This window comes from Alcaligenes sp. HNGD-HTN06 (genome assembly GCF_049932565.1).
GTDB classification, from domain to species: Bacteria; Pseudomonadota; Gammaproteobacteria; order Burkholderiales; family Burkholderiaceae_B; genus Alcaligenes; species Alcaligenes ammonioxydans.
Genome location: NZ_CP187782.1, coordinates 156,991 through 181,334 on the forward strand (window position 1 = coordinate 156,991; position 24,344 = coordinate 181,334).

20 protein-coding genes and 1 pseudogene are annotated in these 24,344 nt (G+C 57.9%); 4 read left to right on the top strand and 17 right to left on the bottom strand.

What is annotated here, in order from left to right:
• Positions 1 to 31: 31 nt before the first annotated feature.
• From ACOZ42_RS00680 to ACOZ42_RS00700, 5 genes and pseudogenes are all read right to left on the bottom strand, one after another.
• Positions 32 to 2,407, bottom strand: a complete 2,376-nt coding sequence (locus tag ACOZ42_RS00680; protein ID WP_426345427.1) for an Orn/Lys/Arg decarboxylase N-terminal domain-containing protein — start codon at positions 2,405 to 2,407, stop codon at positions 32 to 34.
• Between the two features lie 78 nt (positions 2,408 to 2,485).
• Positions 2,486 to 3,940 carry a basic amino acid/polyamine antiporter gene (locus ACOZ42_RS00685; protein ID WP_415302045.1) on the bottom strand — a complete coding sequence of 485 codons (1,455 nt, stop codon included), beginning with the start codon at positions 3,938 to 3,940 and terminating at the stop codon, positions 2,486 to 2,488.
• A 544-nt stretch (positions 3,941 to 4,484) separates the two neighbouring features.
• Positions 4,485 to 4,817: pseudogene (locus ACOZ42_RS00690) on the bottom strand (IS30 family transposase); the annotation flags it as partial.
• Positions 4,818 to 5,124: 307 nt separating this feature from the next.
• Positions 5,125 to 6,819, bottom strand: coding sequence for a 2-isopropylmalate synthase (gene leuA / locus ACOZ42_RS00695; protein WP_426345864.1), 1,695 nt, complete (start codon positions 6,817 to 6,819; stop codon positions 5,125 to 5,127).
• A gap of 330 nt (positions 6,820 to 7,149) precedes the next feature.
• Positions 7,150 to 7,704, bottom strand: coding sequence for a hypothetical protein (locus ACOZ42_RS00700; protein WP_003800519.1), 555 nt, complete (start codon positions 7,702 to 7,704; stop codon positions 7,150 to 7,152).
• A gap of 16 nt (positions 7,705 to 7,720) precedes the next feature.
• Here ACOZ42_RS00700 and rpoN point away from each other — a divergent pair, with 16 nt between their 5' ends.
• On the top strand, positions 7,721 to 9,106 hold the full coding sequence (gene rpoN / locus ACOZ42_RS00705; protein ID WP_131071154.1) for an RNA polymerase factor sigma-54: 1,386 nt from the start codon (positions 7,721 to 7,723) through the stop codon (positions 9,104 to 9,106).
• A 101-nt stretch (positions 9,107 to 9,207) separates the two neighbouring features.
• Here the strand turns inward: rpoN and leuD are convergent, their stop codons facing one another.
• The 8 genes from leuD to ACOZ42_RS00745 form a co-directional block, all read right to left on the bottom strand.
• On the bottom strand, positions 9,208 to 9,852 hold the full coding sequence (gene leuD / locus ACOZ42_RS00710) for a 3-isopropylmalate dehydratase small subunit (RefSeq protein WP_003800516.1): 645 nt from the start codon (positions 9,850 to 9,852) through the stop codon (positions 9,208 to 9,210).
• Positions 9,849 to 11,261 (bottom strand): 3-isopropylmalate dehydratase large subunit, encoded by a 1,413-nt coding sequence (gene leuC / locus ACOZ42_RS00715; RefSeq protein WP_003800514.1) that lies wholly within the window; start codon positions 11,259 to 11,261, stop codon positions 9,849 to 9,851. Before leuC ends, leuD begins: the two co-directional genes overlap by 4 nt.
• The gene (locus ACOZ42_RS00720) at positions 11,258 to 12,163 is read right to left on the bottom strand and encodes a hydroxymethylglutaryl-CoA lyase (protein WP_003800511.1); all 906 of its coding nucleotides are present in this window, start codon (positions 12,161 to 12,163) and stop codon (positions 11,258 to 11,260) included. Before ACOZ42_RS00720 ends, leuC begins: the two co-directional genes overlap by 4 nt.
• Entirely contained in the window at positions 12,160 to 13,371 is a 1,212-nt protein-coding gene (locus tag ACOZ42_RS00725) for a CaiB/BaiF CoA transferase family protein (protein ID WP_003800509.1), read from the bottom strand. The genes ACOZ42_RS00720 and ACOZ42_RS00725 overlap by 4 nt, the downstream gene beginning before the upstream one ends.
• Before the next feature lie 127 nt (positions 13,372 to 13,498).
• Complete coding sequence (locus ACOZ42_RS00730) at positions 13,499 to 14,797, bottom strand: TRAP transporter large permease (RefSeq protein ID WP_426345428.1); 1,299 nt, start codon at positions 14,795 to 14,797, stop codon at positions 13,499 to 13,501.
• A 1-nt stretch (position 14,798) separates the two neighbouring features.
• Entirely contained in the window at positions 14,799 to 15,317 is a 519-nt protein-coding gene (locus ACOZ42_RS00735) for a TRAP transporter small permease (RefSeq protein WP_003804964.1), read from the bottom strand.
• Positions 15,318 to 15,375: 58 nt separating this feature from the next.
• Positions 15,376 to 16,377: a TRAP transporter substrate-binding protein gene (locus ACOZ42_RS00740; RefSeq protein ID WP_003804963.1), complete on the bottom strand. Its 1,002-nt coding sequence runs from the start codon at positions 16,375 to 16,377 to the stop codon at positions 15,376 to 15,378.
• Between the two features lie 34 nt (positions 16,378 to 16,411).
• Positions 16,412 to 17,032 (bottom strand): isochorismatase family protein, encoded by a 621-nt coding sequence (locus tag ACOZ42_RS00745; RefSeq protein ID WP_003804962.1) that lies wholly within the window; start codon positions 17,030 to 17,032, stop codon positions 16,412 to 16,414.
• Between the two features lie 173 nt (positions 17,033 to 17,205).
• On the opposite strand from ACOZ42_RS00745, the gene ACOZ42_RS00750 reads away from it, so the two are divergent.
• The 3 genes from ACOZ42_RS00750 (at position 17,206) to bfr (ending at position 19,242) form a co-directional block, all read left to right on the top strand.
• Entirely contained in the window at positions 17,206 to 18,090 is an 885-nt protein-coding gene (locus tag ACOZ42_RS00750; RefSeq protein ID WP_003804961.1) for a LysR family transcriptional regulator, read from the top strand.
• Positions 18,091 to 18,223: 133 nt separating this feature from the next.
• Positions 18,224 to 18,493: a (2Fe-2S)-binding protein gene (locus tag ACOZ42_RS00755; RefSeq protein ID WP_039944052.1), complete on the top strand. Its 270-nt coding sequence runs from the start codon at positions 18,224 to 18,226 to the stop codon at positions 18,491 to 18,493.
• A gap of 269 nt (positions 18,494 to 18,762) precedes the next feature.
• Positions 18,763 to 19,242, top strand: a complete 480-nt coding sequence (gene bfr / locus ACOZ42_RS00760) for a bacterioferritin (protein ID WP_003804958.1) — start codon at positions 18,763 to 18,765, stop codon at positions 19,240 to 19,242.
• 150 nt (positions 19,243 to 19,392) lie between these two features.
• On the opposite strand, the gene ACOZ42_RS00765 is transcribed toward bfr, so the two are convergent.
• From ACOZ42_RS00765 to ACOZ42_RS00780, 4 genes are all read right to left on the bottom strand, one after another.
• The gene (locus tag ACOZ42_RS00765; RefSeq protein ID WP_003804955.1) at positions 19,393 to 20,016 is read right to left on the bottom strand and encodes a hypothetical protein; all 624 of its coding nucleotides are present in this window, start codon (positions 20,014 to 20,016) and stop codon (positions 19,393 to 19,395) included.
• 110 nt (positions 20,017 to 20,126) lie between these two features.
• Complete coding sequence (locus tag ACOZ42_RS00770; protein WP_003804953.1) at positions 20,127 to 21,740, bottom strand: peptide chain release factor 3; 1,614 nt, start codon at positions 21,738 to 21,740, stop codon at positions 20,127 to 20,129.
• 97 nt (positions 21,741 to 21,837) lie between these two features.
• Positions 21,838 to 22,461, bottom strand: a complete 624-nt coding sequence (locus tag ACOZ42_RS00775) for a LysE family transporter (protein WP_059318376.1) — start codon at positions 22,459 to 22,461, stop codon at positions 21,838 to 21,840.
• Positions 22,462 to 22,525: 64 nt separating this feature from the next.
• Positions 22,526 to 23,989, bottom strand: coding sequence for a DEAD/DEAH box helicase (locus ACOZ42_RS00780; protein WP_003804950.1), 1,464 nt, complete (start codon positions 23,987 to 23,989; stop codon positions 22,526 to 22,528).
• Between the last annotated feature and the right edge of the window lie 355 nt (positions 23,990 to 24,344).

Here is a 24,344-nt window from a genome sequence, read left to right on the forward strand (position 1 = left end):
ATGTCGCCCAAACATCGGACGGCCACCTTATTTATTGCCTTCCCTTCTTGATTGAAGAAACGCGGGGCGCCTTGAAGTTAATGTGCTTAGGTGTGGGATGAGGCTGTCTGTCTTCCTCGACGATGGCTCGGACCCAATAATCTCCGTTCTGATCGATGCTGACGCCCTGAATTTCATGCTCGAATCCGGGGAAGCGCTTGTCGAATTCCTGCAGCGCTTCGAGGTAGCCGGTAATGCCGGTGTCGTCGGCCGGCAGGCGCTCGCCCGGCATCAGAACAGGAATGCCCGGGGGGTAAGGCACCAGCATGCTGGCGGCGATCCGATTGGCAAAATCAGCCACTTTGACGCGTTCAGTTTGATAGCGCACCACCTTTTGGTAGGCCTCAGCGGGTGTGAGCACAGGTTCGGGTATGGAACTCACAGCATCGCTGCTGTGCTTCATCAGGTTCAGCTCTTGCATGGTGTCGTGCATCTGCTGGCACAACGCTTTGAGTGTCATCGACGCATACTTGGGTGACATGCGGGCCAGAGATGGGATGGCGTCTGTTGCCTTGGCACCCTTGTCGTAGAGCTTCTTGAACTCCAGCAGGCTCTCGATCAGTGTGCCCCATTTGCCCTTGGTGGTGCCCACCGAGAACAGAATGAGGAGGGTGTAATCGCCAGTTCGGGCAACTTCGATGCGGCGATCATCGAGGAACTTGCTGACGATACTGCCCGGGATGCCGTGGGTCAGGTGCTGGCCGTCGGGCGTGATGCCGGGGCAAGTGATGCTTACCTTCACCGGGTCGAGCATGCAGTCCGCTTCGCCGATGTCTTGTGCAGCAAAGCCGTGCCAGTTGTCGCCGGCATTGAGACGCCACAGTTCAGGCGTCTGGCTCAGCAGCTTGATCGGTGCCTTATGAAAGGCGTGAACCTCGCCGCTGGCAGGATCTTTGACTTCAGTGGGCTGCAGCACATCAAAGAACCACGATGACTCACCGTCTTCTTCGGCGAGCTCTTGCTTGACGTTAACAACCGCTTGGCGGAAAGCGATGGCTTCTTCGATGGATTCCTGCACCAGTGAATAACCGCCCCTGCCCTGCATCATCGCCACGGCCACGTCGATGGAGGCAATGATGGGATAGAACGGCGACGTCGTGCCGTGCATCATGAACGAATCGTTGAAGTCGTCAAAGTCCAGCGGGGCACGCTCGCTGGGTTTGACGTGAATCATCGAGGCCATGGAAAGCGCCGGCAGCATCTTGTGCGTGGAATGCACCGCGAACAACGTGGGGCGGTTGGGCATGTCGTCGTCTACATCCATGGCAAACCGACCGCGATAGAGCGGATGGAACTTGGCGTAGGCGTACCAAGCCTCATCGAAGTGAATGCGTGGCACGCTTTCGCTAAGCTGGCCCACTACCTGATGGACGTTGTAGATGAAGCCGTCATACGTGCAATTGGTGACTACCGCATAGCTGGGGTCCGGACTGACCGCGCCGGCGGTCAAGGCACTCGACTGGATGAGCTGGCGGATGCTGTTTTTTTGTAAACGCTGTGCCGGGATGGGGCCGATCAAACCGTAGCCGTTACGGCTGGGCGTCAGGTAAACCGGCCGAGCTTGCGAGAGCGTAAGTCCATGATTGAGGGACTTGTGGCAGTTGCGGTCTACCACGGCAATCTCGTTGGCACCAATAGCGCCTTGCGCCACCACGCGGTTCGAGCCCGACGAGCCGGCCACGCCGTAGAAAGTCCATTTGGCACCAAACAGCTCGGCGGCGATTTCTTCGGATTGCTTGGGTGGCCCAGAGTGGATCAGGTAGTCACCCATTTCGGCTGTGGCGACCCCAATGTCCGCCCGCATCATGTTTTCACCGAAGAAATTGATGAACTCGACGCCGACCGGATGCTTGGTATAAGCCATGCCGCCCATGTGCCCCGGGCAATCCCAGTAGTAATCGCCGTCCTCAGTGAAGTTCTTCAGAGTAGCAAAATAAGGAGGGAGCAGCTTCTGAGCGTAGCGATGAACCGCCGTGTACACTCGGTTCGCCGTGAATTCGGCGGTTTCAGAGTACAGATAAACGTACTCGTTAATTTCTCTCAGTATGGAAACAGGAATGCCGTTGACGGTTTCCTCTTCCGAAAGCAAAAAAATGGGAACCGTGTCGTTGCGTTCGCGTATCTGCTGGATAAGTTGCTGGCTCTCGCTAACGATGGCGGGATTGCGGGTATCCCACAAAAGAGCGATGAAGCTGTAATGCGGGCTCTGCTGAATGTAGGTAAGGCCGGCCTTGGGGTTAGCGGCAAGCTGGACGTTAAAGCCTCTTTCGATGACCGCCGTCTCTAAGGCCTTGAGGGCCTGGGCGGCGGGTAGACCCGGGGTCAAACTATCGGAAACCACCACTAGCGCATTGTGATTAAATTTCATTTCAAAGCTCTACGGTTAGGTTGGCCGGTGCGTCCGGCATTTGATACTGACGCTTGAACGTCAGTACGAGAAAACCTTTTACAGCTTGATATGCCCCATTAAATAGAGCGCAATGACCAAGATATCGATAGTTAGTAGAAGCATTAGCGCAACGCGTTCGCCCTTACCCAGCGCAACCTGAGAGGGATGATCCTGGTTACGTGCCCAAAAGAACAAAGGAAGGCCTAGCGTAAGCAGCAGCGGAGTCATCGCGACATACCGAATATCGCTTGCGTACAGCATGAACAGGCAAAAGCCAGCCCCCACCAAGCTGCTGAACAGCGCCAGCCCACGTCCCGCAGGCTGGCGTCGGCTGAATTCGCCGTTCATGCAGGTCTTGATCAGATAGGCGGCCGAAGCGAAATAGGCGGGCAGCACGCAGATGGCTGAGATGGCCAATAGCGTGAGCCAGGCATGGTGTGAGAAATACACCATCACCATTACGGATTGCATAATCCCGCTACTGACCCACAGGGCGATGGATGCGGAGCCCTTGTTATTCTCAGTGGCAAACACTTTGGGGAAGGTGCCGTTGCGGGCTGCCACCTGTGGAATCTCGGCGCAGATCATGGTCCATGCCAGCCAACTGACGAGAATTGAAATAAGAACCCCGATGTTGATCAGCCACTCTCCCCAAGCGCCGGTGAGATGATTCATGACGCCAGCGGTGGACGGGTTGGGGATCTGGCTCAGGGTTTGTTGCGATAAGGTGCCAAAGGGAAGCACCGACACGATCATGCAGATGATCAGGCCCAACACGAAGCCGACCAGCGTGGCGCGCCCCACGTCCTTTTTGTTCCGGGCCCGCGCCGATAATGCAACGGCGCCTTCAACGCCGATGAAGCACCACAGAGCCACATACATGGGTGAAAGCGTTTGCGACAGAATGGAGCCAAGCGGCTTGGCGCCTGGCACGGGATGGTGGCCCCAGATATCGGCGGTTAACTGGGCGTGGTTGAGAAAGTAGCTCACTACCCCGACAAAAATTACCAGCGGAATGAGCTTCACAAAGGTACCGATGGTATTAATCATCCCCGCCGTTTTGGTGCCGGACAGCACCAGGGTATGAAAGCCCCAGATCAGGATGGAAGCGCCAACGATAGAGGTGATGTTGTTGCCACCGGTGAAGTCGCCCGGGATAAAGTAATTAAGCGTATCCATCACCATTACAGCAAACGCCACGTTGCTGAATATGGTCATGAGCCAGTAGCCCCATGCCACGACGAAGGCACTGAGAGGACCGAAACCCTCTCTGGCATACATGTAAACACCAGACTCGAGATCTGGCCGAAGATCAGAAAGCGCAACAAACGTCTTGGCGATAAAAAACATACCAAAACCGCTAACGAGCCAGGCAATGACCACCGGTCCGAGAGCTGAAGTTTCCGCCATGTTTTGCGGCAGGCTGTCTACACCGCTTCCTATCATTGAACTGACAACGATGGCAATCAGTGCCACAAGGCTGAGTTTCTGGTCGGTAGACTTAGTGCTCATACGCTCTCATTGGTTATTTCGGCGCAGTTGCCGCTCTTGATGGGGTGCCAATGGATGGAGGAAACGGACCATACAATCGATGTATCTCAGTTCGTATGGCTTAGACCGACTGCAGCAAAGATACCAGAGTAATTCACTTACCGTTGAACGGATATCTTCAATCTTAAAATAATTTAATACGACGTATGGATGATACAAATGGCGCACGATCCGACTGTGCACGATGCGGTTTAACGTCAATGATGTGGAGGGCAGCAGTGGCGTTAACAGGGTTGAGTGGACAAGGGTGTGATCAGACTGGACTGCCCCGATAATCCCAGGCATGTCAGGCTTACGATTTGAGCATGAGGGGTAGTCCATGAGTACTCAGTGTTTTCCCCCTTGAATTCAAGAAGGAGGCCGTTCGACAAATCGTTGCCTGGGGGTATTCAGTGGCAGAGGTTGTTGCCCGGATCGGCGTGTCGGCCCATCGCCTTGCTAGGTTGTAGTCGTGATAAGGCCGTGAGGCCCGATAATTCGGAGAAACGCGCTACCGAACTTGTCGAGGCCAAGCGCGGTCTTCTGCCTCTGCGGGTCGGCATGCGATCCTCACATTCTCGCAGCTATGCGCCCACGCCTTAGACTGCGTTCTGGCTCTTGGCATGCGTACTGCCCACCCAGTGGGCAGGCAATCCACCATCGCGCTTGAGGGCACCTTGTCCCTGAATCTAGAAGGTTTGATAGATAGTTTCGTGAGAGATGCGCACCGATTTATCCTCCTGAAAATCGGAAGTCGGTTGGCAATCTGTGCGGGCGACCAGCCCTTTACCCATTTGTGGTCCCCGCGATGTGGTTTATTCCATCCATTAAGCGGCGACTGCCGAGAGTGTTCGATCTCACACTGAAGCACCTATGCGATACCTAACCGGAAAAGCAGCATGCGCACACGGTGGTCGAAATCTGGCCTAACCTGCCCCGTCCTACTTTTCATGGCGCGGCATGATCCCGCAAAAGGCTTGATAGCAGACATTTTTTAGGAGCGAATGGAGATGGCCTCTTGAGTCGCCCACGAAAAACCCGCCTTGTGGGCGGGTTGCGGGCAGAGCGACGATAAGCCGGGCTGCGAAAGCGGGTCAGGCGCGGCCGGGATAGACCGGGCGGGCGCTGGAGCGGGATCACCCCTCCAGCGACGACATGAAGACGATTTAGGCCGTCGTGGCTTCAGCTTCCTGCTGGGCGCTGGTGTGGCGGTTGACGGCGCTCAGGATTGCCAGGAAAGACGAGGTCACGATATCGGCGTGGATACCGACCCCGAAACCCGAGGGGCTGTCGCCGATACGCATTTCCACGTAAGTGGCGGCGCGGGTCTCAGCGCCCGAGCCGATGGCGTGCTCGTTGTAGTCCATGATCTTGATCGCCAGGTCCAAGGCATTCACAAAGGCAGAGATCGCGCCTTCGCCCGAGCCTTTCAAGGTGCGTACCTGGCCGTCGTGCTCAACATCCACCTCAATGGTGAACTGCTGGCCACTGTCGGCATGAGGCTGGCTGATGATGTTGTGCTTGAGCAGCTTGTAGTGTTTTTTGCAGTTCAGGTACTCAGACTCGAAAATGCCGTATACGTCGGCCGGTGTCACTTCCTTGCCGGTGGAGTCGGTCACGCGCTGAATGGCGCGGCTAAATTCGATTTGCATGCGACGTGGCAAGACCAGACCGTGTTCCTGTTCCAGCAGGTAGGACACCCCTCCCTTGCCGGACTGGCTGTTGACGCGGATCACCGCATCGTAGCTGCGGCCCAGATCGGCCGGGTCGATGGGCAGGTAAGGCACTTCCCAGAGCTCGTCGGATTTTTGCTGGGCCAGACCCTTTTTGATGGCGTCCTGGTGGGAGCCGGAGAACGCGGTAAAGACCAGATCACCCGCGTAAGGGTGACGTGGATGGACTGGCAACTGGTTGCAGTACTCGGCGGTGCGGCGCACTTCGTCGATATCGGAGAAGTCCAGCTCAGGGTCCACACCCTGGGTGTACAGGTTCAGGGCCAAGGTGACCAGGCAGACATTGCCGGTACGCTCACCGCTACCGAACAGGCAGCCTTCAATACGATCCGCGCCAGCCATTACGGCCAGCTCAGCTGCTGCCACGGCAGTGCCACGGTCATTGTGCGGGTGTACGCTCAAGATGACGTTGTCGCGTTGTTCCAGATTGTTGTGCATCCATTCGATCTGGTCGGCGTACATATTGGGCGTGGTGGCCTCAATGGTAGCGGGCAGGTTCAAAATAACGCGCTCGTCCTTGGCCGGACCCCAGGTCTTGACGACGGCGTTGCACACATCCAGGGCAAATTCGGGCTCGGTGGTGCTGAATACTTCGGGCGAGTACTCGTAGCCCCATTGGGTTTGCGGGTACTTGGCCACTTCGCTTTTGACCAGACGCGTGCCGGTCAAGGCAATTTCCTTGATCTCGTCTTTACTCAGGTTAAAGACAATCTTGCGAAAGGCAGGAGCGCAGGCGTTGTACAGGTGAATGATGGCGCGCTTGGCTCCTGCGGCCGCCTCGACCGTGCGTTTGATCAGGTCTTCACGCGACTGCGTCAGCACAATGATGGTGACGTCGTCGGGAATGCGGTTCTCGTCAATCAGCTTGCGAACGAAATCGAAGTCGGTCTGCGACGCGGAAGGGAAACCGACCTCGATTTCCTTGAAACCGATTTTGACGAGCTGCTCGAAAAAGCGCAGTTTACGAGCCACATTCATGGGTTCGATCAAGGACTGATTGCCATCGCGCAGGTCAGTGCTCATCCAGATGGGCGCTTTGGTAATGCGCTTGGACGGCCAGGTGCGTTCAGCAAAGTCGCGATCAAAGGCGACAAAAGGACGATACTTTTGAGAGGGGTTTTTCAGCATTGCCATGGGGATACCTGTCGGACAAAAAGTGTGGATTACTTCTTGCCGTCACCAGCGATTGCAGCATTTACGTAGGCCGGTGGCGGCACAAATGACGTAGATGTGGCTGAGTATTGGCTGCCGAACTGCCACGGGACACTAGGCCCGGCAACCGGACGCTAGTAGTAGCAGGCAGGATAGGCTGGAGACAGGGGCCGAAAAGCGGCCTTCACGCACGGAACGCGACAAGGCTGCTTCAGCGGCGGGGCTGAAACCTTGGCATGCGTAGGAGGATGGGCGTGCGTAAGTCATGACCGTAAGTCAAACACAAAAAAAACAGGAAGGCAAGCGTTACGCCTGCGGTTCATGGCGTTCGTAGTCGGCTTGAAGCAGGCGACTTTGCTGCTGAGCCAGTTCTATTTTGCCAAAGCGACCGGCACGCAGTTCGCGATGGGCGCGTTGTAAATCACCCACAGTCAACGGGCTGCGTTGGTCGGGCCAGGTCCATAAAATGACTTCCCGAGCCGGGCGGCTGAGGGATCGGGCCAGTTGGGCCACCGTAGCCTCGTCAATAATGCGTTGCTGGTTGCGTCGCATGACCGCTTGTACGAAGCCATACAAAAGATAGGCAATAATGAGGGTTATGACGCCCACGACCGTCCACCAGAAAAACGGGTTGTATTGCTTGATCAGCGCCAGGTTCTGAATGCTCAGGGCCTGCAGGCCGGAGTAATCCAGACCACGCCCAAAGCTGATAAGACGGTTGAGCAGGTCCCACCAGATAATGGCGACCACGATAGTGACTACGGTGCAGATAATAGTGGCCGTGGCGCACAGTTTGAACAGTGTGTTGCGCAGAGCCTGACTATCGTTGGCGGTGGGTGTCTGGGCGTTGTCAGTTTTCATGGAAACGATTGTACCTATGCTTACGCGTCAGTCACTAGATTTACGCCAGCAGCAAACGCTGGTTTTGACGCCGCAATTGCAACAGTCTATTAAAGTGTTGCAGCTATCGGGTGCCGAGCTGGAGCAGGAATTGGCTCAGGCTTTGCTGGAGAATCCGTTGCTGGAGCGTTTGGACGTGCAGGCGGATGTCGCCGCCGATCCATTGCCGGAAGCCGTTTCGGGTGAGGCGGAATCCTCGTGGGCGAGCCTGGAGTTTCCAAAGCATCTGGGCGACAAGGAGGACCCGGACTGGACGCCGGAGTCGGCCATGGATCAGGACCTGGTGGCTTACCTGGTCGAGCAGTTGGGCTTGTTGCGTTTGAGCGACCGTGACCGGGCCTTGGCGCAAATCTTGATCGAAGAACTGGACGATAACGGCTACCTGCCGATGTCACTGGACGAGGTGCTGGCGTGCCTGCCTGCCGAGCTGGGCATTGATGACAGTGACTTGCGCTGCGCACTGGCCCACGTGCAATCCCTGGACCCCGCCGGTGTCGGCGCTCGGGACCTGTCTGAATGTTTGAGCTTGCAACTGCTGCACCAGGCCAGACAGCTCGAACCCGCCTTGCTGGAGTGTGCCCTTTATCTGGTGCGCGAGCATGTCAGCGTCCTGGCCTCTCCCAGCCAGTTGCGACAGCGTTGCGCTGGCCGTTATTCGGCTGAACTGGTTGAGCGTGCCCATCATCTGGTCTTGAGGCTGGACCCCAAACCGGGCCGTGCCTGGACGCAGAATGTCTCGGCTTATGTCGTGCCCGATGTGTTGCTGGTTCGGGGCAAGGACCGCTGGCAAGCGGCCCTCAATCCCTTGGCTGTGCCACGGCTGCAATTGGTCAAGCTGCACGACTATGACATCGAGACACACCCAGCCTTGTTGGCGGAACGGCAAAAGGCCACTGGCCTGCTGCGCAGTGTGAACAGCCGCTTTGTGACGATATTGCGGGTGGCGCAAGCGATTGTGCAAATGCAGCAGGACTTCTTTACCCAGGGCATTGCCGCCTTAAAACCCATGCAATTGGCGGATCTGGCAGCAGAGTTGGATTTGCACGAGTCCACGATCTCACGTGCGACGCGGCAAAAGTACATGCAAACCCCGCATGGCGTGATGGAACTCAAGCAGTTCTTTACCGTGGGCTTGAGCAGTACGGACGGCAAAGCCGATATGTCGGCCGCCTCGGTACGAGCCCAGATTGTGCAGATGATTCGCGAAGAGTCGCCTGCCAAGCCTTTGTCGGACCAGCAGATTACCGATCTTTTGCAGGCCCAGGGCTTGACGTTGGCACGCCGCACGGTAGCCAAGTATCGGGAGGCGGAAGGGTTGGCCCCGGCTTCACAGCGCAAGATGCGGGCAGCTGCCGGGGTTTAGCTGCGAGGGCCGCGTATCTGCCTTCGTGGGGCGATTGCGGTGACGATCCGGCGCTGACACGTGCTGGCCTGCCTCCTGCCAGACGCATGCCGGGGCGTTTCCTAGCTGAACAGCCAGGGCTCCTGCCGTTTGCGCTTTTCCTCGTAGGCCTGGATCATTGCCTGCTTTTGCTCGGTGATGCTGATGTCATCCAGGGCCAGTAGCAGACGGCGTCGGCGTTCGGGCTCCACGTGGAAAAGGATGGGTGGTTGGGGGCCGCTCAGCGTGCAAGCCTGTAGATCCACTGTCCATTCATCCCAGGGATGACGGGCGACGGTGGCAAACAGGGCGTCTACCTGAGCGGTACTGAGCGTTATGGGTAATAAGCCATTTTTAAAGCAGTTATTGCGGAAAATGTCGGCAAAAGAAGGCGCAATCAGTACGACAATGCCCAAATCCTTCAGCGCCCATACCGCGTGCTCGCGGCTGGAGCCGCAGCCAAAGTTCTCCCGTGTCAGCAAAATACGCGCTCCTTGCGCACTGGGCTGATTCAGGCAAAAACGGCTGTTCGGCTCGCGTTCGGCCCGTGGTTTGCCCGGATAGCCGATGTCAGCGTATCGCCAGTTGTCAAAGGCATAAGGGCCAAAGCCGGTGCGTGACAACGAGGTCATATATTGCTTGGGCAAAATGGCATCGGTATCCACATTGGCGCGGTCCAGTGCAATCAGGCGCGAGCGTACGGACGTAAATGCGGTGTTGAGGCTCATGGGGTCTCCCAATGTCGGATATCAACCAGGTGGCCCGCAATTGCGGCTGCGGCGGCCATGGCCGGACTCATCAGGTGGGTGCGCCCCAAGGCGCCCTGCCGCCCTTCGAAATTGCGGTTGGAGGTGGAGGCGCAGCGCTCGCCCGGCTTTAAGCGATCCTCGTTCATGCCCAGGCACATGGAGCAGCCTGGCTCGCGCCATTCAAAACCGGCTTGCATGAAAATCTGGTCCAAGCCCTCTTGCTCGGCCTGACGACGCACCAGACCCGAGCCGGGGACCACCAAGGCTTGCAGCACGGTGCTGGCCACGCGCTTGCCCTTGACCATGGCGGCCGCACTGCGCAGATCCTCAATGCGCGCATTGGTACAGGAACCAATAAACACCCGGTCTATGGCGATACCCGCCAGCGGCTGGCCGGCCTGTAAAGCCATATAGTTCAAGGCGCGTTGCGCATCAGCTTGTTTGCCCGTGGCGGCGGTCAAGGGGTCAGGCACACGCTGGTCGATGGCCAACGCCATATCGGGGGAGGTCCCCCACGTAACAGTGGGGGCGACCTGCGTGGCGTCGATCTGCAAGTGCTGATCGTATTGGCAGCCCTCATCGCTGACCAGTGTGCGCCAGTACGATTCCGCCTTGTTCCAGGCTTCGTCTTTCGGTGCCAAGGGACGACCGCGCACATAGTCCAGAGTCTTGTCGTCCACAGCGACCAGGCCAATACGGGCACCCGCTTCGATCGCCATATTGCACAAGGTCATGCGCCCTTCCATGGACAAGGCGCGGATGGCAGGGCCGGTAAATTCAATGGCACAGTCCCGCCCGCCATCCGCGCCCAGGCGGGCAATGATGTGCAGGATCAGATCCTTGGCGGTGCTGGTGGCTGGCAGTTCGCCTTGCACATCTACTTGCAGGCTGCGCATGCGTTTTGCGGCCAGACATTGCGTGGCCAGAACATGCTCCACCTCGGAAGTGCCAATGCCAAAGGCCAAGGCCGCAAATGCGCCATGCGTGCTGGTATGGGAATCGCCGGCCACGATGCTGGAACCGGGCAAGCTCATGCCCTGTTCGGGTCCGATCACGTGGATGATGCCTTGGCGCTCGTCATCCAGCCCGAAGTAGCGCAGCCCAAACTCCCGGCTGTTGATCTCCATCTGGTCAATTTGCGCCTGGGCCAGGGGGTCTGCCAGACGCTGATTGCGGCGACGAGTGGGCACGTTGTGGTCGACCGTGCTCAGTGCGGTTTCCGGGCGACGCACGTGACGCCCGGCCAGACGCAAACTCTCGAAGGCTTGCGGACTGGTGACTTCGTACAACAACTGGCGGTCTATGTAGATCAGATCATGCTCATCGTCTAACGCTGCCACGCGATGTGTATCCCAGAGCTTTTGAAACAGGGTGCGGGCGGGGTTCATGACGGGGACACCTTCAAGGCATAAGCCGGGCCGGCTTTGTGCAGACGACTCTGAATCGGCTCGTGGGTCAGGGCGGCGATTTCTTCAGCCAGTGCTTGCAGCTTTTCCAGATTCAAACCGGTTTCCACGCCGCTGATCTGGAACATATGCGCCAGATCTTCCAGGCTGGCATTGCCGCTGGCACCCGGGGCATAAGGGCAGCCGCCCAAACCGGCCAGTGCTGCATCGAAACGACGCCCTCCTTCGCGGTACGCCGCCCAGGCATTGGCCAGCGCCAGACCGCGGGTGTCATGAAAATGGCCGGTGACGCCCTGCTCGCCATACAGGCTCAAAGCGGCTTGGGTCAGGCGCTCTACATCCACGGGCGAACCCATGCCGGTGGTATCGCACAGGCTGACGGAGCTGGCCCCCATACGCTGTACTTCTTGCATCAAGGCAATCACGTGTGCGGAGGCGACGGAGCCGCTAAAGGGGCAGCCAAAAGCGGTGGACAGGGACACGTTGACGGGCGTGTTGCCCGCTGCTTCCAGGACCTGCTCCAGCTGGGCCAGTGATTGCGCAATCGTCATGCGCAGATTGGCCTGGTTATGCGCTTCAGAGGCCGAAAATACAAAGTTCAGCTCATCCATACTGGCCGCTAAAGCCCGTTGCGCACCGCGCAGATTGGGAACCAGGGCGGTGTAACAGACGTGAGGGTCGCGTGCGGTCAGGCTGGCCAGCTCGTCGGCATCCGCCAGGGAGGGAATGGCTTTGGGCGAGGTAAAGGATGTCAGCTCGATCTTGCGCACGCCGCATTCAGGCAGGGCGTGCGCGATACGCAGCTTGTCCGGGGTAGGCACCCAGCGCGGCACGATTTGCAGGCCGTCACGCAAGGTGACGTCGCTGATCAATACGGTACTCATTCCACGATTCCTTGTTCACGCAGTGTTCGGCAGCGCTCCGGGCTCATGCCCAGTTCTTGCAGGATGCTGTCCGTGTGTTCGCCCAACTCCGGCCCCAACCACTGGGTGGCGCCGGGGCTGCGGCTGAGCTTGGGCACGATGCCGGGTATGGTCAGTTCCTGGCCGTCCTCCAATGTGTGTTTTTCCAGCATGCCGCGGGCCTGGTAGTGTGGGTCATTCAGAATGTCGGCAGCAGTGTAGATGCTGCCGCTGGGAACTTCGGCCTGCTCCAATGCCGTCAGCACGTCGGTCAGGCTGCGAGCGCCGGTCCAGTCGCCAATGGTCTGGTCCAGCATGGCGCTGTGTTCCACGCGTCCGGCGTTGTCCGACAGGCGTGGGTCGCTGGCCAGATCGGGGCGGCCCATGGCCTGCATCAGGCGAATGAAGATGGCATCGCTATTGGCCGCAATCACCACCCACTTGCCGTCACCGGTAGGATAGGTGTTGGAGGGGGCAATGCCGGGCAGGCTCGCTCCGGTGCGTTCGCGTTGATGACCGTTCAGTTGATAGTCCGGAATCAGGCTTTCCATGATGGCAAAGACCGATTCGTACAAGGCCACATCAATCATTTGGCCCTGCCCGCCTGACTGATGCAGATGGTGCATGGCCAGCAGCGCCCCAATGGTGCCGTACAGCGAAGCCAGCGTATCGCCCAGGCTGACACCGGCCCGTACGGGAGGACGATCCGGGTAGCCGGTGCCATAACGCAGGCCGCCCATACATTCTGCGATGGCTGCAAAGCCAGGGCGTCGGTGATAGGGACCGTCCTGCCCGTAGCCGGAGACGCGCACCATGATCAGGCGCGGGTTCAGTGCATGCAGTGTTTCCCAGCCCAGACCCCAGCGTTCCAGCACGCCGGGGCGAAAATTCTCAATAACGATATCGCTTTGCAGGGCCAGTTCACGGGCAATGTCCTGGCCTTCGGGCTGGCGCAGGTCCAGTGCAATGGAACGCTTGTTGCGGCTTTGCACGCGCCACCACAGGGAGGTGTCCTTGTGCAGTTGCCGCCAGCGGCGTAGCGGGTCGCCCTTGCCGGGCGGTTCAATCTTGATGACATCGGCCCCGAATTGGGCCAGCAGGCTACCGGCATAGGGGCCGGCAATCAGTGAGCCCAGCTCCAGGACTTTGATGCCTTTGAGCGGGGGGGCGGTAAAGCTGTTTTTATCCATTTCTGTTTCCTCCAATGATTGATTCTGGAATAGAAAAAGAAAGTGGAAAAGCAATGAAATATTATGCTGCCATCGTAAAAAACGTGGATGGAAGATAAATAAAAACCCGCATGAAGCGGGTCTTTTTTTAAATTGTTCTGGGAAGCCAAAGAATAATATCGGGAAAGATGGTCAGAATAATAATGGCCAGAATTTCCAATGCTACAAAAGGCAAGGCTCCTCGTGTAATTTGCTGTAGCGAGATCTGTGGTGCAATGCCCTTGATGACATACAAATTCAATCCGACAGGAGGGGTAATGACCGCCATTTCGCAGGCGATAATCATGACAATCCCAAACCACAAAGGGTCATAACCCAGAGCCACAATAACCGGCAATAAAACAGGCGTGGCAATCAGAATCAGGGAGACAATATCCAGGAACATGCCGACCGCAATTAAGAACAGCAGCACGAACAGCAAAATAAGCCAGGCCGGCTGAGACGAAGTCGTAATTAAGGACACCAGCTTTTGCGGAATCATCAGGCGCGTCATGATATAGCCAAATAGCAGCGCCGCAGCCAGAATGAGCAGGATCATGCCACTGGTCACCGCAGTGGAGCGCAGAATTTGCAAGGCGACGCGCCAGTTCATTTCCTTGTAGGCGATGGCGATGATAAAGGCGCCCGCAGCACCAATGCCTGCTGCTTCTGTTGGCGTGGCAATACCCATGTAAATCGTGCCCAGCACCAGCAGGATCAGCAGCGCGGCGGCCCAGATGTCTTTCAGGGCAGTCAGCTTCTGAGTCCAGGTGACGACTTCGGCATTGCGGGGAGCTGCTTCGGGTTTGAACACCGCAACCAGCGCTACATAGATCACCATCATGATGGTTACCATCAATGCAGGCAGCAAGGCGCCAATGAATAGTTTGCCGATGGACTGGTCCGCCATTTCGCCATAGAGCACAAAACCGATGCTGGGTGGAATCAGCAGGGCCAAGGCACCAGCGGCGGCAATTGTTCCGCCCGACAGGCTAGGCGAGTAACCGCGCTTGAGCATTTCAGGAATGGCAAAGCGACCAATCGTGGCGGCCCCCGCTACGCTGACGCCGCTCATGGCACCGAAAACGGCCGAGCTGCCCACACTGGCTACAGCCAAACCACCGGGTAAACGGTTCAGCCACAGGTAAAACAGTTGATAGAGCTTGCCGCCAATGCTGGTGCGCGCGATGACCTCGCCCATCAAAATGAACAGCGGGATGGCGATCAGGGAATAGCTGGCCATGCCGCGGTGCAAGGTGGCAGGAATCACATCCAGGCCGGCTAGACCGGACTTCATCAGAATGCCGGAAATGCTGGCCACACCCAGTGCGGCAAAAATGGGGGTACCGATAACCATCAGGATGGCAAAGCAGGCCATCATCAGGCTGAAAATGAGCATGGAATCCATGTCAGAACTCCTTGATGCTGTCGTTGGATTCCACACTGTCCGGGATGAACAGTCGGCGCAGGGTTGCCAGACCCAGCAAGGTGCCACCTAGCGGGATCATGCCGTACGCGATCCATAGGGGGAAACGCAGCATGGAGGCCGAGCGATAGTTGCGGGCAAGGGCGGTTTCTACCACCGACATCCCGGCCCACAAGAGCACCAGGCAGAAAAACAGAATGCACAGTTGCGAGATGCAGGTCGCCAGACGCTGGCCGCGCGGTGAAAAGCGCATGTGGAAGGCCTCGACACTGACGTGGCGGTTCTCCAGATGGACCCAACCTACGGATAACCAGGAGCAGACCAGTAGCAGGTACACGCACACTTCGGTGATGTAGATGCTGGGACTGTTAAAGACATAGCGAGCTATCACGCCGTAGGTGCAGGCAAGCATCAGGGCGGCGAGGGCCACTTCGGCAAGCAGAATGGCAAGCCGATTACTGCCGCGCGCAAAGGCGCCCAGAAAATGAATAAGTGGATTCATGGTGTCTCCCCACGCGCAAGGCGCGCCGGTGCTGGGCACGGCGCGCCGTCACGTGTGATCAGGGCTGGCGGGTTTTTTCGATCAGTTCCAGATAGGCTGGGCCGTTCTCAACCTGCTTGCTCCATTCTTCAATGGCGGGGCGGGTCTGTTCACGCATCTGGGCCAGTTGGGCCGGCTCGACACGATTGATAGTCACCCCGGCTTGTTCGTAGCGTTGCAGAGCCTGGTCTACAAAGGCATTGACGCGCTCAAACTGCTCCTGGTCTCGCTGCTGGGCAGCCTTGATGAGGATCTCCTGCAGATCAGCGGGCAAGGACTCCCATTTCTTGCGATTGATGGCGAGCACCGAAACGTCGATGCCAAAGTTGGCGATGGACAGGTGCTTGGCCACTTCGTACAGATTGCGTCCAATGCCCGTCAGCAAGGGGCGCGGGGTGGCGTCGATCACGCCACGGTCAAAAGCCAGATAGAGTTCAGACGAGGGCATGCCGGTGGGCGAGCCCCCCAGCAATTGCAGTGCGCGAGCGTCCATGGAGCTGGTCGAGGCCCATACTTTGCCTTTGACGTCGGCAGCCGAATTGATCGGTGCCTTGCGGCTGTAAAACTCGTACGGGTCCCAGGGCGCCAGGCCCAGCACCACGGCATCATGTGTATCGCGCAGTTCCTGCTCGGCACCCAGCTTGAACAGGCCCTGGTCCAGAGCCCGCTTGAGGTGGGCGGTGCTGTCAAAGAGGAACGGCAGGGTAAAAATGTTGAGCGCCGGCACCGTGCCGCTGGGGTAGGTGCTGGTCATGTTGACCATGTCCACGTCGCCGCGGGACAAAGCGGGCAGCTCCTCGTAACCGTCAAACAGCTGGCCGGAATGGAACACATTGATCTTGATTCGGCCCTGGCTTTCTTTCTCGACGGTCTGGACGAAATTCTCGATGGGTTTCCAGGCGTACTCGTAGGCCGGCGGCAAATAGGTTGAAAAGGTCAGTTCCACTTCCTGGGCGTGGGCTGGCGAACTACCCAGCGCCAGGGTGCAGGCGGCCAGAGCCGCTGTCAGGGCTTTTTTCATGTATGTCTCCTGTGGTTTCTTTTTTGTTTCGTGTTTAAAGCGTGTGCAGATGAGCGATCAAGCCTGCAGAGGGCAGCACTTCGGCGTATTTGCTGGCCATGTCGATCAGATTGCTGCGGTGTTGGGCTGCCGAGCGGTCCGCTACCGCATCTTCAGCCACGAACGGGGCAAATCCTGACTGCAGGCTGTCCACCACACTGGCGCGCACGCAACCGCTGGTCGTCGCACCTGCCACTATCAGCATGTCGCAGCCTTGATGGGCCAGCAGGGCGGACAACGGCGTGCCGTAAAAGGCGGAGGCCTGTGTTTTGTGCAGGATGATGTCTTGCTGGGGGTCGTAGTCCAGTCGGGGGTCCAGCTCACAGGCTGGCGAATCACGCAGCAGGCAGCGCAATGACGAGGCCTTGCTGAGCCACAGATTGGCGTCGGCCAGGTGGGTTTCATAGCCGATGATGGTGAATATCACGCGGCCTTTGCCGCGCATGGCGCCAATCAAGCGGTTGGTCTGTTCGATCTGGCTGTCACAGTCCGAGGCCAGCGGCGTCAAGCCGGGCTCGGTAAAGCCACGTTGAAAATCGATAACGAGTAAAACCGGCTGGTGCCCCATGGGCAGGGTGCCATCAAAGCCCCCTTTCAGATTGTCGCTGTCGCGCATCGTGTCTGTCCCCTCACTTTATTTCTCTGACTTGGATAATCAGGTTCCGTATTATTGACCTAGTCTGTCATCGCTATTGGTGTGAGTACAGCGTCAAATTGCGATGGTGCTATCGCGATTGATGATGGTAGAGCGCTTGTCGGCCTGCCTCTCCTAGGATGGAATACTGGCTTATGAACATTGATCCCAAATCTTTGCGGCTGTTTTTACTGGTGCTCGAACGGGGCACCATTTCGGGGGCTGCCGAGCAGTCTCACATTGCCCCTGCTGCCGTCAGCAAACGTCTGAGCGATCTGGAACAGCAGTTGGGCGCCGCCCTGATCGAGCGCAGCAACAAGGGTGTCTATCCCACCGCGGCGGGTAAATCGCTGGCCGCCATGTCCCAGCGGTTGCTGGACGATATGGACGCCATGGGCGCGTTAATGCGAGATTTTGCCGGGGGGGCGACCGGGCATGTGCGGATTGCAGCGAATCTGTCGTCGATTACGCAGTTCTTGCCGCAAGCCCTGAGCTCTTTCATGGCACGCCATCCCAAAGTGCGGGTATCCCTGGAGGAGCGGATCAGTGCCGGGGTGGCGCAGGCGGTGGCGGACAATAACGCCGATCTGGGGGTTTTGATTCGAGGCGTGGGCAGCGCCGAGGTGGAGTATTACGATTATCGGCAGGATGAGCTGGTTCTGCTGGTGCCTGCCCGCCATCCCTTGGCCGACCGGCCCGAGCTGGCCTTTGCCGACACACTGGATTTTGACTATGTCGGCATGCACACCGGTAGTCATCCCAATCTTTTGCTCTTGCGCGCGGCCAGCGAGCTGGAACGTACCTGGCGTTGCCGCGTCCAGGTCACCAGTTATGACGCTCAGTGCCGCATGATTGAGGCCGGCCTGGGCATTGGCGTACTGCCTCGTTCCGTGGCCGAATCCTACGTACAGAGTCTGGGTCTGGCCATGTGCGTCATTCGGGAGCCGTGGACGCGCCGCCGGGTCGCCTTGTGCGTACGCAGCCGCTATAGCCTGTCCCCTGCTGCCCGCCTGCTGATGGACCACCTGTTGCAAAATTGATGCGTTTTTTCCCGCCTTGAGTCCGGTGGGCACTGCCCGGTAGCAGGCCGTTCCCAGGAGGCACAGAACGTTCAGGTGTTCTTAATGAGAATGACTCTTGATCTTTTTGCGGTTCTTGATAATAATGGTTCTCATGTTTATCTGCATATGTAACGCAATCACCGAGCGTCAAGTACAAGAAGCAGTACGAGGCGGCGCTTCCAGTCTGGCAGACCTTCAAGGTCAGCTGGGCGTGGCGTCGTGCTGTGGCTGCTGCGCGGAGACGGCTCAGGACTATTTACCGGGTGGGCGCTATGCCAATCAAGCCATGATTGCCAGCCTCGAAACCGCCCGGGTGGATTCGGCTGCCAACGACAGCCTGATCCCTGTTCCCGAGTTCGGCCGCCTTGTCTGTCGCGCTTAAGCGCGTGATTTCAATCAGGATTGTCGCTTCCCGCTCTTCGTAGTGGGAATGATTGTTGTTAGTCCTGTTACTAACCCAAAAGTGCAACGCTTTCTGGGTGCCTGACCCTTTTTTAAGCCGTTGCCCTCGAGTGCATGGTAGCCTGTCACCTTCATCCCCCACCCCGATTTTGACTACGTCGCACCTGCTTGTGATAGCGGCAGTGAGGTCTTGTGTGGGGGCTCGGCGCGTCCTTGGGGGGAGCGCCGTCAGATTTACAGGAGAACAGCATGTTTGGCGATAAAGTGGTAATTCAGCATTTGAACAAGCAGTTAAAGAACGAGCTGACAGCGATTAATCAATACTTCTTGCACGCTCGCATGTTGAACCATTGGGGCTTTAACAAGCTGGGCAAACACGAGTATGACGAATCCATCGGCGAGATGAAACATGCCGATATGCTGATCGAACGTATCTTTATGCTCGATGGCCTGCCTAACCTGCAGGATATGCACAAGATCATGATCGGCGAGAACGTGCCTGAAGTGCTTGGCTGTGACTTGAAGCTGGAACAGACAGCGCGTCAGACGGTGGTAGAAGCCATTGAGTACTGTGAGTCCGCGCGTGACTATGTCTCTCGTGATCTATTTTTGAAGATTCTGGACGACACCGAGGAACACATTGACTGGCTGGGCACGCAGTTGGAACTGATCGAGAAAGTGGGTCTGCAAAACTACCTGCAATCGCAGATGGGCGATCACGACGAGTAAGTCTGTGCTGAACGCGCAGGCCACAAAAAAAGCACCCGTTTTGACGGGTGCTTTTTTATTGCCGTTTCAGGAGCCGGAGTCGGTCTTGAACCTGGAGCGTCGGGGCGCGCTGGTCGTAATAGCCAGCAGCCGTCAGCGATCAGCGTGTCCTTAAAAGGACTTGCTCGGACAGCCGGGCACCTTGCCCCAGGCATTGTTGGGACCACAGTACTTGTTCCGGGCTTCCCAGGAGCAACTGGGGCGATCGAAAAAGCCTTTTTTGCTACAGGCATTCAACTCTTGCTGCAATTGCGCCTGCCAGGCCCCGCCATTATTGCTGGCAATCTGGATATCTTGTGGCGGGGGTGGCGGGGGGGTGCCAACCTCCACCGGCTGAATCGCCTCGGCATCACCCAGGTTCACCCGGGCGATTCCCTGCAGCTCCCGATTCTGCTCGGACATGGCAATCTGAATGGCCTGCTCCAGGGAAATGGATGTGGTCGCCAGCGCAATGGGCGGTTTTTCTTCGGTAAGCGTCGAGGTATCGATTTCCCAGGCAATAGGCGTGGGCTCCTCGGGTACCCCTAAGCGGCCATTGACCAAAGGTTGTGGCGGCTGGGCGGTAAAGGGCTTTCCATCGGCATCAAGCGTAGGCAGATCGGATGGATCAGGTGCACTGACGACCATGGATTTTTCAGGGCCGTGCGCGATGAGCCAGTTCCCCAGTTCCAGGCCGCCCCACACTGAAGCACCTGCGGCCAGCAGCAAGACAGCAATGATAAAACGCCAGGGCATAAGCGATGTCTCGGTTTTGAATCAGGGGCGATCCGGTCAGCCGGATGCGCGTTATTAAAAGAATAGAGCCGTCATTGTAGCGAACTGTCGGCTCTGCTCTTGTGACAGAATTAGACGGCATCCCCGAAAACGTGTCCACCATGTTCACGTAATGCGTGGAATTCAATGCCTGGATTGAGCTCCTGCGCCACACGCAATTGCGCTGGCGAGCTTGCTAAAAAGGCAGTGGCCTCGACCACGTCATAGGCAATATTGCCAGCGTTAGTCTCGATGAACTTCTTCATGTCTTTAGGGTCTTTGGCCGTGACCCAGCGAGCCATGTTGAAGCGGCTGGACGACAGGCGGGCTTCCACGCCATATTCTGTTTTCAGACGATGGGCCACCACTTCAAACTGCAATTGGCCCACGGCGCCCAAGAGCATCATGCCGCCTGCCATATGGGGGCGAAACACTTGAATGGCGCCTTCTTCGCCCAGCTGGGTCAAGCCGGTACGCAATTGTTTGGTGCGTAAAGGATCTTTGACCTCAATGGATTGAAAGAGTTCAGGGGCAAAGAACGGCAGGCCGGTAAACTGCAGATTTTCGCCTTCGGTCAGCACGTCGCCCAGTTGCAGAATGCCGTGGTTGGGCACACCGATGATGTCGCCTGCAAACGCATCGTCCAATAGCTCGCGACGCTGGGACAGAAAGGACACCACGTTATTGGGGCGAATCTCTTTGCCGGTACGTGATACTTTCAGTTTCATGCCACGCTTGAAGTGCCCGGAGCTGACACGAACAAAGGCGACGCGGTCGCGGTGAGCGGGGTCCATATTGGCTTGCACCTTGAACACCACACCACTGAATTTGGGCTCGTCGGGCTGCACTTCGCGTTGCAGGGCAGCGCGTGGGCCCGGCGCAGGAGCCAGATCCACCAGCGCGTCCAATACTTCTTGCACGCCAAAGTTGTTGATGGCCGAACCAAAGAATACCGGGGTTTGCTTGCCTGCCAGGAACAAGTCCAGGTTGAACTCGGGCGCTGCTGCATTCAGCAGTTCGATCTCTTCCTGCGCTTTTTCAAATGGCTCGCCAAAGCGCTCGGCAATCACGGGGTTGTCCAGGCCAGGGATGATTTCATCCTCGCCATGACGCTCCTGACCGGGCTTGAACACACGCATATGGTTGGCGCGCAGATTGAACACGCCGCCAAAGCGACGCGCCATCCCGATCGGCCAGGAAAACGGCACCACTTCCATACCCAGGTGCGATTCAATTTCCGACAGGACATCCAGTGGCTCTTGAACTTCGCGGTCCAGCTTGTTCACAAAGGTGATGATGGGCGTATTGCGGGCCCGGCACACTTGCAAGAGGCGAATGGTTTGCGGTTCCACACCGTTGGCGGCGTCAATGACCATCAAGGCAGCGTCCACGGCGGTCAGCACCCGGTAGGTGTCCTCGGAGAAGTCCTGGTGACCGGGAGTGTCCAGCAAGTTGATGACGCAGTCGCGGTATTCCATCTGCATGACCGAGGAGGCCACCGAGATACCCCGTTGCTTTTCAATTTCCATCCAGTCCGAGGAAGCGTGGCGGCTGGCTTTACGAGCCTTGACGCTACCGGCAATCTGAATCGCGCCCGCGAACAGCAGCAGTTTTTCAGTCAGTGTGGTCTTACCCGCGTCAGGGTGAGAAATAATGGCAAAAGTGCGGCGTTTCTTGACTTCAGAGCGTATGTCACCGGACGACATGGAAAATCCTTGTGGCAGCGCCAGTCTGGCGCGTGGAAAACAGTGAGCGAATTATCCGTAAAGCAGGGCCTGGGGGCAAGCGCAGGCGCGCACGAGGCTAACGTGACACGCTGGCCAATACCGTTCCTGCCAGAATAAATAGCGAACCGAACACGCGGTTCAACAGCCGGACGTGGCTGGCCTGACGAAGCACATGCAACATGCGTGCCGCCAAGGAGGTGTAGCAACCCATGGCCACCAGATCCGTAAAGCACAGGGTCAGGGCAATGAGCAAGTATTGCAAGGGCATCGGCCGATTCACGTCCAGAAACTGGGGCATGATGGCCAGCAGAAATACCAGACCCTTGGGGTTGGTGATGTTGATCAGACAACCCCGAAGCAGCAAATCGCGGATGCGAAAGTCGCTGGGCGCCTGACCGGTGACTTGTACCGGCATGGCGTCGGTGCGCAGTTGCTTCCAGCCCAGATAAATCAGGTAGGCTGCGCCCAGCCACTTGAGCGTGGTGAACGCCAGTTCCGAGCGCGCCAGAACTTGTCCCAATCCCAGGCTGATGATGAACACCTGAATCATGATGCCGATATTCAGGCCGATCGCCATCCAGTAGCCACGTTTGAAGCCGTATTTCAGGCCGGATGACATGGAGGAAATCGCACCTGGACCAGGTGAAAACGAAATGACCCAGGAAGCCGCGAAAAAGGCGAGCCAGGTGCTCAGTGCCATGATGTGCTCGGTTCAAAGGCGGGCACTGCGCCCGCCTTTGGCAGGCACAGTCCCTTGGCGGAGTTTAGGCTTTGGCTTGTGCGGCGCTACGGTTGCTGCGGTTGGGACCGCGGCTGTCCTGACGGCCACCAGGGCGACCCTGACCGGCACGGGCCGCACCACCACCGGCTGCACCGGGGGCGGCGCTGCGACGTGGGCGGTTGTCGTTGCCAGGACGGCGCGGACGGCTTTCACCATTGCCGCCGCGGCCTTCAGCGGAGCGGGCTTGGCCAGCACCGTTGGGACGACGGGCAGCAGGAGCACGAGCGCCAGGAGCGCTGTTGAAGCGACGCTCTGCGTACGTGTCTTCCTTGGCTTCTTCGGCCAGAGCAGCGCGCGAAGGAGGCGTCCAGCCTTCCACCACGATGCGGTCGATCGGATTGCGGGTCATGCGCTCGATCTGCTTGAGCAGGCGCATTTCGCTGCGATCCACCAAGGACAAGGCCACGCCTTCGCTGCCGGCACGGCCCGTACGGCCAATACGGTGAACGTAATCTTCCGGCACGTTGGGCAACTCGAAGTTGACCACGTAAGGCAGTTGGTCAATGTCCAGACCACGCGCGGCAATGTCAGTGGCAACCAGCACCACGACCTTGCCATTTTTGAAACCGGCCAGAGCACGGGTACGAGCCGCCTGGCTCTTGTTGCCGTGCAGGGCTTCGGCGGCCATGCCGTCTTTCGACAGTTTTTCAGCCAGACGGTTAGCGCCGTGCTTGGTGCGGCAGAACACCAGAACCTGATTCCAGCTGCTTTCGCGGATGATGTGGCTGAGCAGATCGCGCTTGTGCGCCTGTTCCGCCAGAATCACTTGCTGGGTAATCAGTTCGTTGGTGGTGTTGCGGGCAGCAACGGCCACTTCGTCAGGGTTGTTGAGCGAACCGCGGGCCAGTTCGCGGATTTCGTCCGAGAAGGTGGCCGAAAACAGCAGGGTCTGGCGCTCTACCGGCATCAGGCTGATGATCTTGCGGATATCGCGGATAAAGCCCATGTCCAGCATGCGGTCGGCTTCGTCCAGCACCAGGATTTCCACGCCGGTCAGATCGACCGTGCGCTGACGCACGTGGTCCAGCAAACGGCCAGGGGTGGCCACCAGAATGTCCAGCGGTTTGCGCAGGGCATGGAACTGGGGGTTGATGTTCACGCCACCAAACATGACCATCGAGCGCAGACGGGTGTGCTGGCTGTACAGACGGACCGATTCCTCGACCTGGGCGGCCAGTTCACGGGTTGGGGCAAGAATCAGCGCGCGTGGGCGGCCGGGCTTGCGGTTTTGCTGAGGGTTGTTCAGCAGGCGGTGCAGGATAGGCAGGGTAAAGCCGGCCGTTTTGCCAGTACCGGTTTGCGCAGCGGCTAGCAAGTCGCCCCCTTCAATGACCTTGGGGATGGCCTGGGCCTGAATAGGAGTGGGGTGGGTATAGCCTGCGTCAGTTACAGCACGCAACAGAGGTTCTGCCAGCCCAAGGGCGGCAAAAGTGATTTGAGAGTCCAAGAATTTTCCAGTGACTAGCCCAAAAGCCCTCTTCGGGGCCCTACCAATCCAGGCTAAGGTATTTTGTTTATGGCGACAATGCCACGGCAGGGGCAAGAACGCCGCCTGCTGCAAGAGGCGCAGTGATTGGTGCGCTGCGCAATCTGACATTATAGCGTGAAATCAGTAAAAATCCTCATTGACCATCTTGTATCATTTTGCGCGGTCGCGTTAAAACAACCTGTTTCAAGGCTAAAAGGTCAGCGTGGCGGGCACGGCGGATTTGACAGAAATTGTTAAGCACCGCCATAGACGCACTTGTTATGCTGCAGTACGCGGTTTACGCTTGGCGTGCACGCACTGCCTGACGGGTTTG

Excerpts from the sequence above, each read along its gene's own strand:
- leuA (WP_426345864.1), bottom strand. The coding sequence starts at position 6,819 with ATGCTGAAAAACCCCTCTCAAAAGTATCGTCCTTTTGTCGCCTTTGAT.
- ACOZ42_RS00680 (WP_426345427.1), bottom strand. The coding sequence starts at position 2,407 with ATGAAATTTAATCACAATGCGCTAGTGGTGGTTTCCGATAGTTTGACC.
- ACOZ42_RS00765 (WP_003804955.1), bottom strand. The coding sequence starts at position 20,016 with ATGCCCTGGCGTTTTATCATTGCTGTCTTGCTGCTGGCCGCAGGTGCT.
- ACOZ42_RS00735 (WP_003804964.1), bottom strand. The coding sequence starts at position 15,317 with ATGAATCCACTTATTCATTTTCTGGGCGCCTTTGCGCGCGGCAGTAAT.
- ACOZ42_RS00775 (WP_059318376.1), bottom strand. The coding sequence starts at position 22,461 with ATGGCACTGAGCACCTGGCTCGCCTTTTTCGCGGCTTCCTGGGTCATT.
- ACOZ42_RS00755 (WP_039944052.1), top strand. The coding sequence starts at position 18,224 with ATGTTTATCTGCATATGTAACGCAATCACCGAGCGTCAAGTACAAGAA.
- leuC (WP_003800514.1), bottom strand. The coding sequence starts at position 11,261 with ATGAACCCCGCCCGCACCCTGTTTCAAAAGCTCTGGGATACACATCGC.
- ACOZ42_RS00745 (WP_003804962.1), bottom strand. The coding sequence starts at position 17,032 with ATGCGCGACAGCGACAATCTGAAAGGGGGCTTTGATGGCACCCTGCCC.
- ACOZ42_RS00700 (WP_003800519.1), bottom strand. The coding sequence starts at position 7,704 with ATGAAAACTGACAACGCCCAGACACCCACCGCCAACGATAGTCAGGCT.
- ACOZ42_RS00725 (WP_003800509.1), bottom strand. The coding sequence starts at position 13,371 with ATGGATAAAAACAGCTTTACCGCCCCCCCGCTCAAAGGCATCAAAGTC.
- ACOZ42_RS00750 (WP_003804961.1), top strand. The coding sequence starts at position 17,206 with ATGAACATTGATCCCAAATCTTTGCGGCTGTTTTTACTGGTGCTCGAA.
- bfr (WP_003804958.1), top strand. The coding sequence starts at position 18,763 with ATGTTTGGCGATAAAGTGGTAATTCAGCATTTGAACAAGCAGTTAAAG.
- rpoN (WP_131071154.1), top strand. The coding sequence starts at position 7,721 with ATGCTTACGCGTCAGTCACTAGATTTACGCCAGCAGCAAACGCTGGTT.
- leuD (WP_003800516.1), bottom strand. The coding sequence starts at position 9,852 with ATGAGCCTCAACACCGCATTTACGTCCGTACGCTCGCGCCTGATTGCA.
- ACOZ42_RS00730 (WP_426345428.1), bottom strand. The coding sequence starts at position 14,797 with ATGGATTCCATGCTCATTTTCAGCCTGATGATGGCCTGCTTTGCCATC.
- ACOZ42_RS00720 (WP_003800511.1), bottom strand. The coding sequence starts at position 12,163 with ATGAGTACCGTATTGATCAGCGACGTCACCTTGCGTGACGGCCTGCAA.
- ACOZ42_RS00740 (WP_003804963.1), bottom strand. The coding sequence starts at position 16,377 with ATGAAAAAAGCCCTGACAGCGGCTCTGGCCGCCTGCACCCTGGCGCTG.
- ACOZ42_RS00770 (WP_003804953.1), bottom strand. The coding sequence starts at position 21,740 with ATGTCGTCCGGTGACATACGCTCTGAAGTCAAGAAACGCCGCACTTTT.
- ACOZ42_RS00685 (WP_415302045.1), bottom strand. The coding sequence starts at position 3,940 with ATGAGCACTAAGTCTACCGACCAGAAACTCAGCCTTGTGGCACTGATT.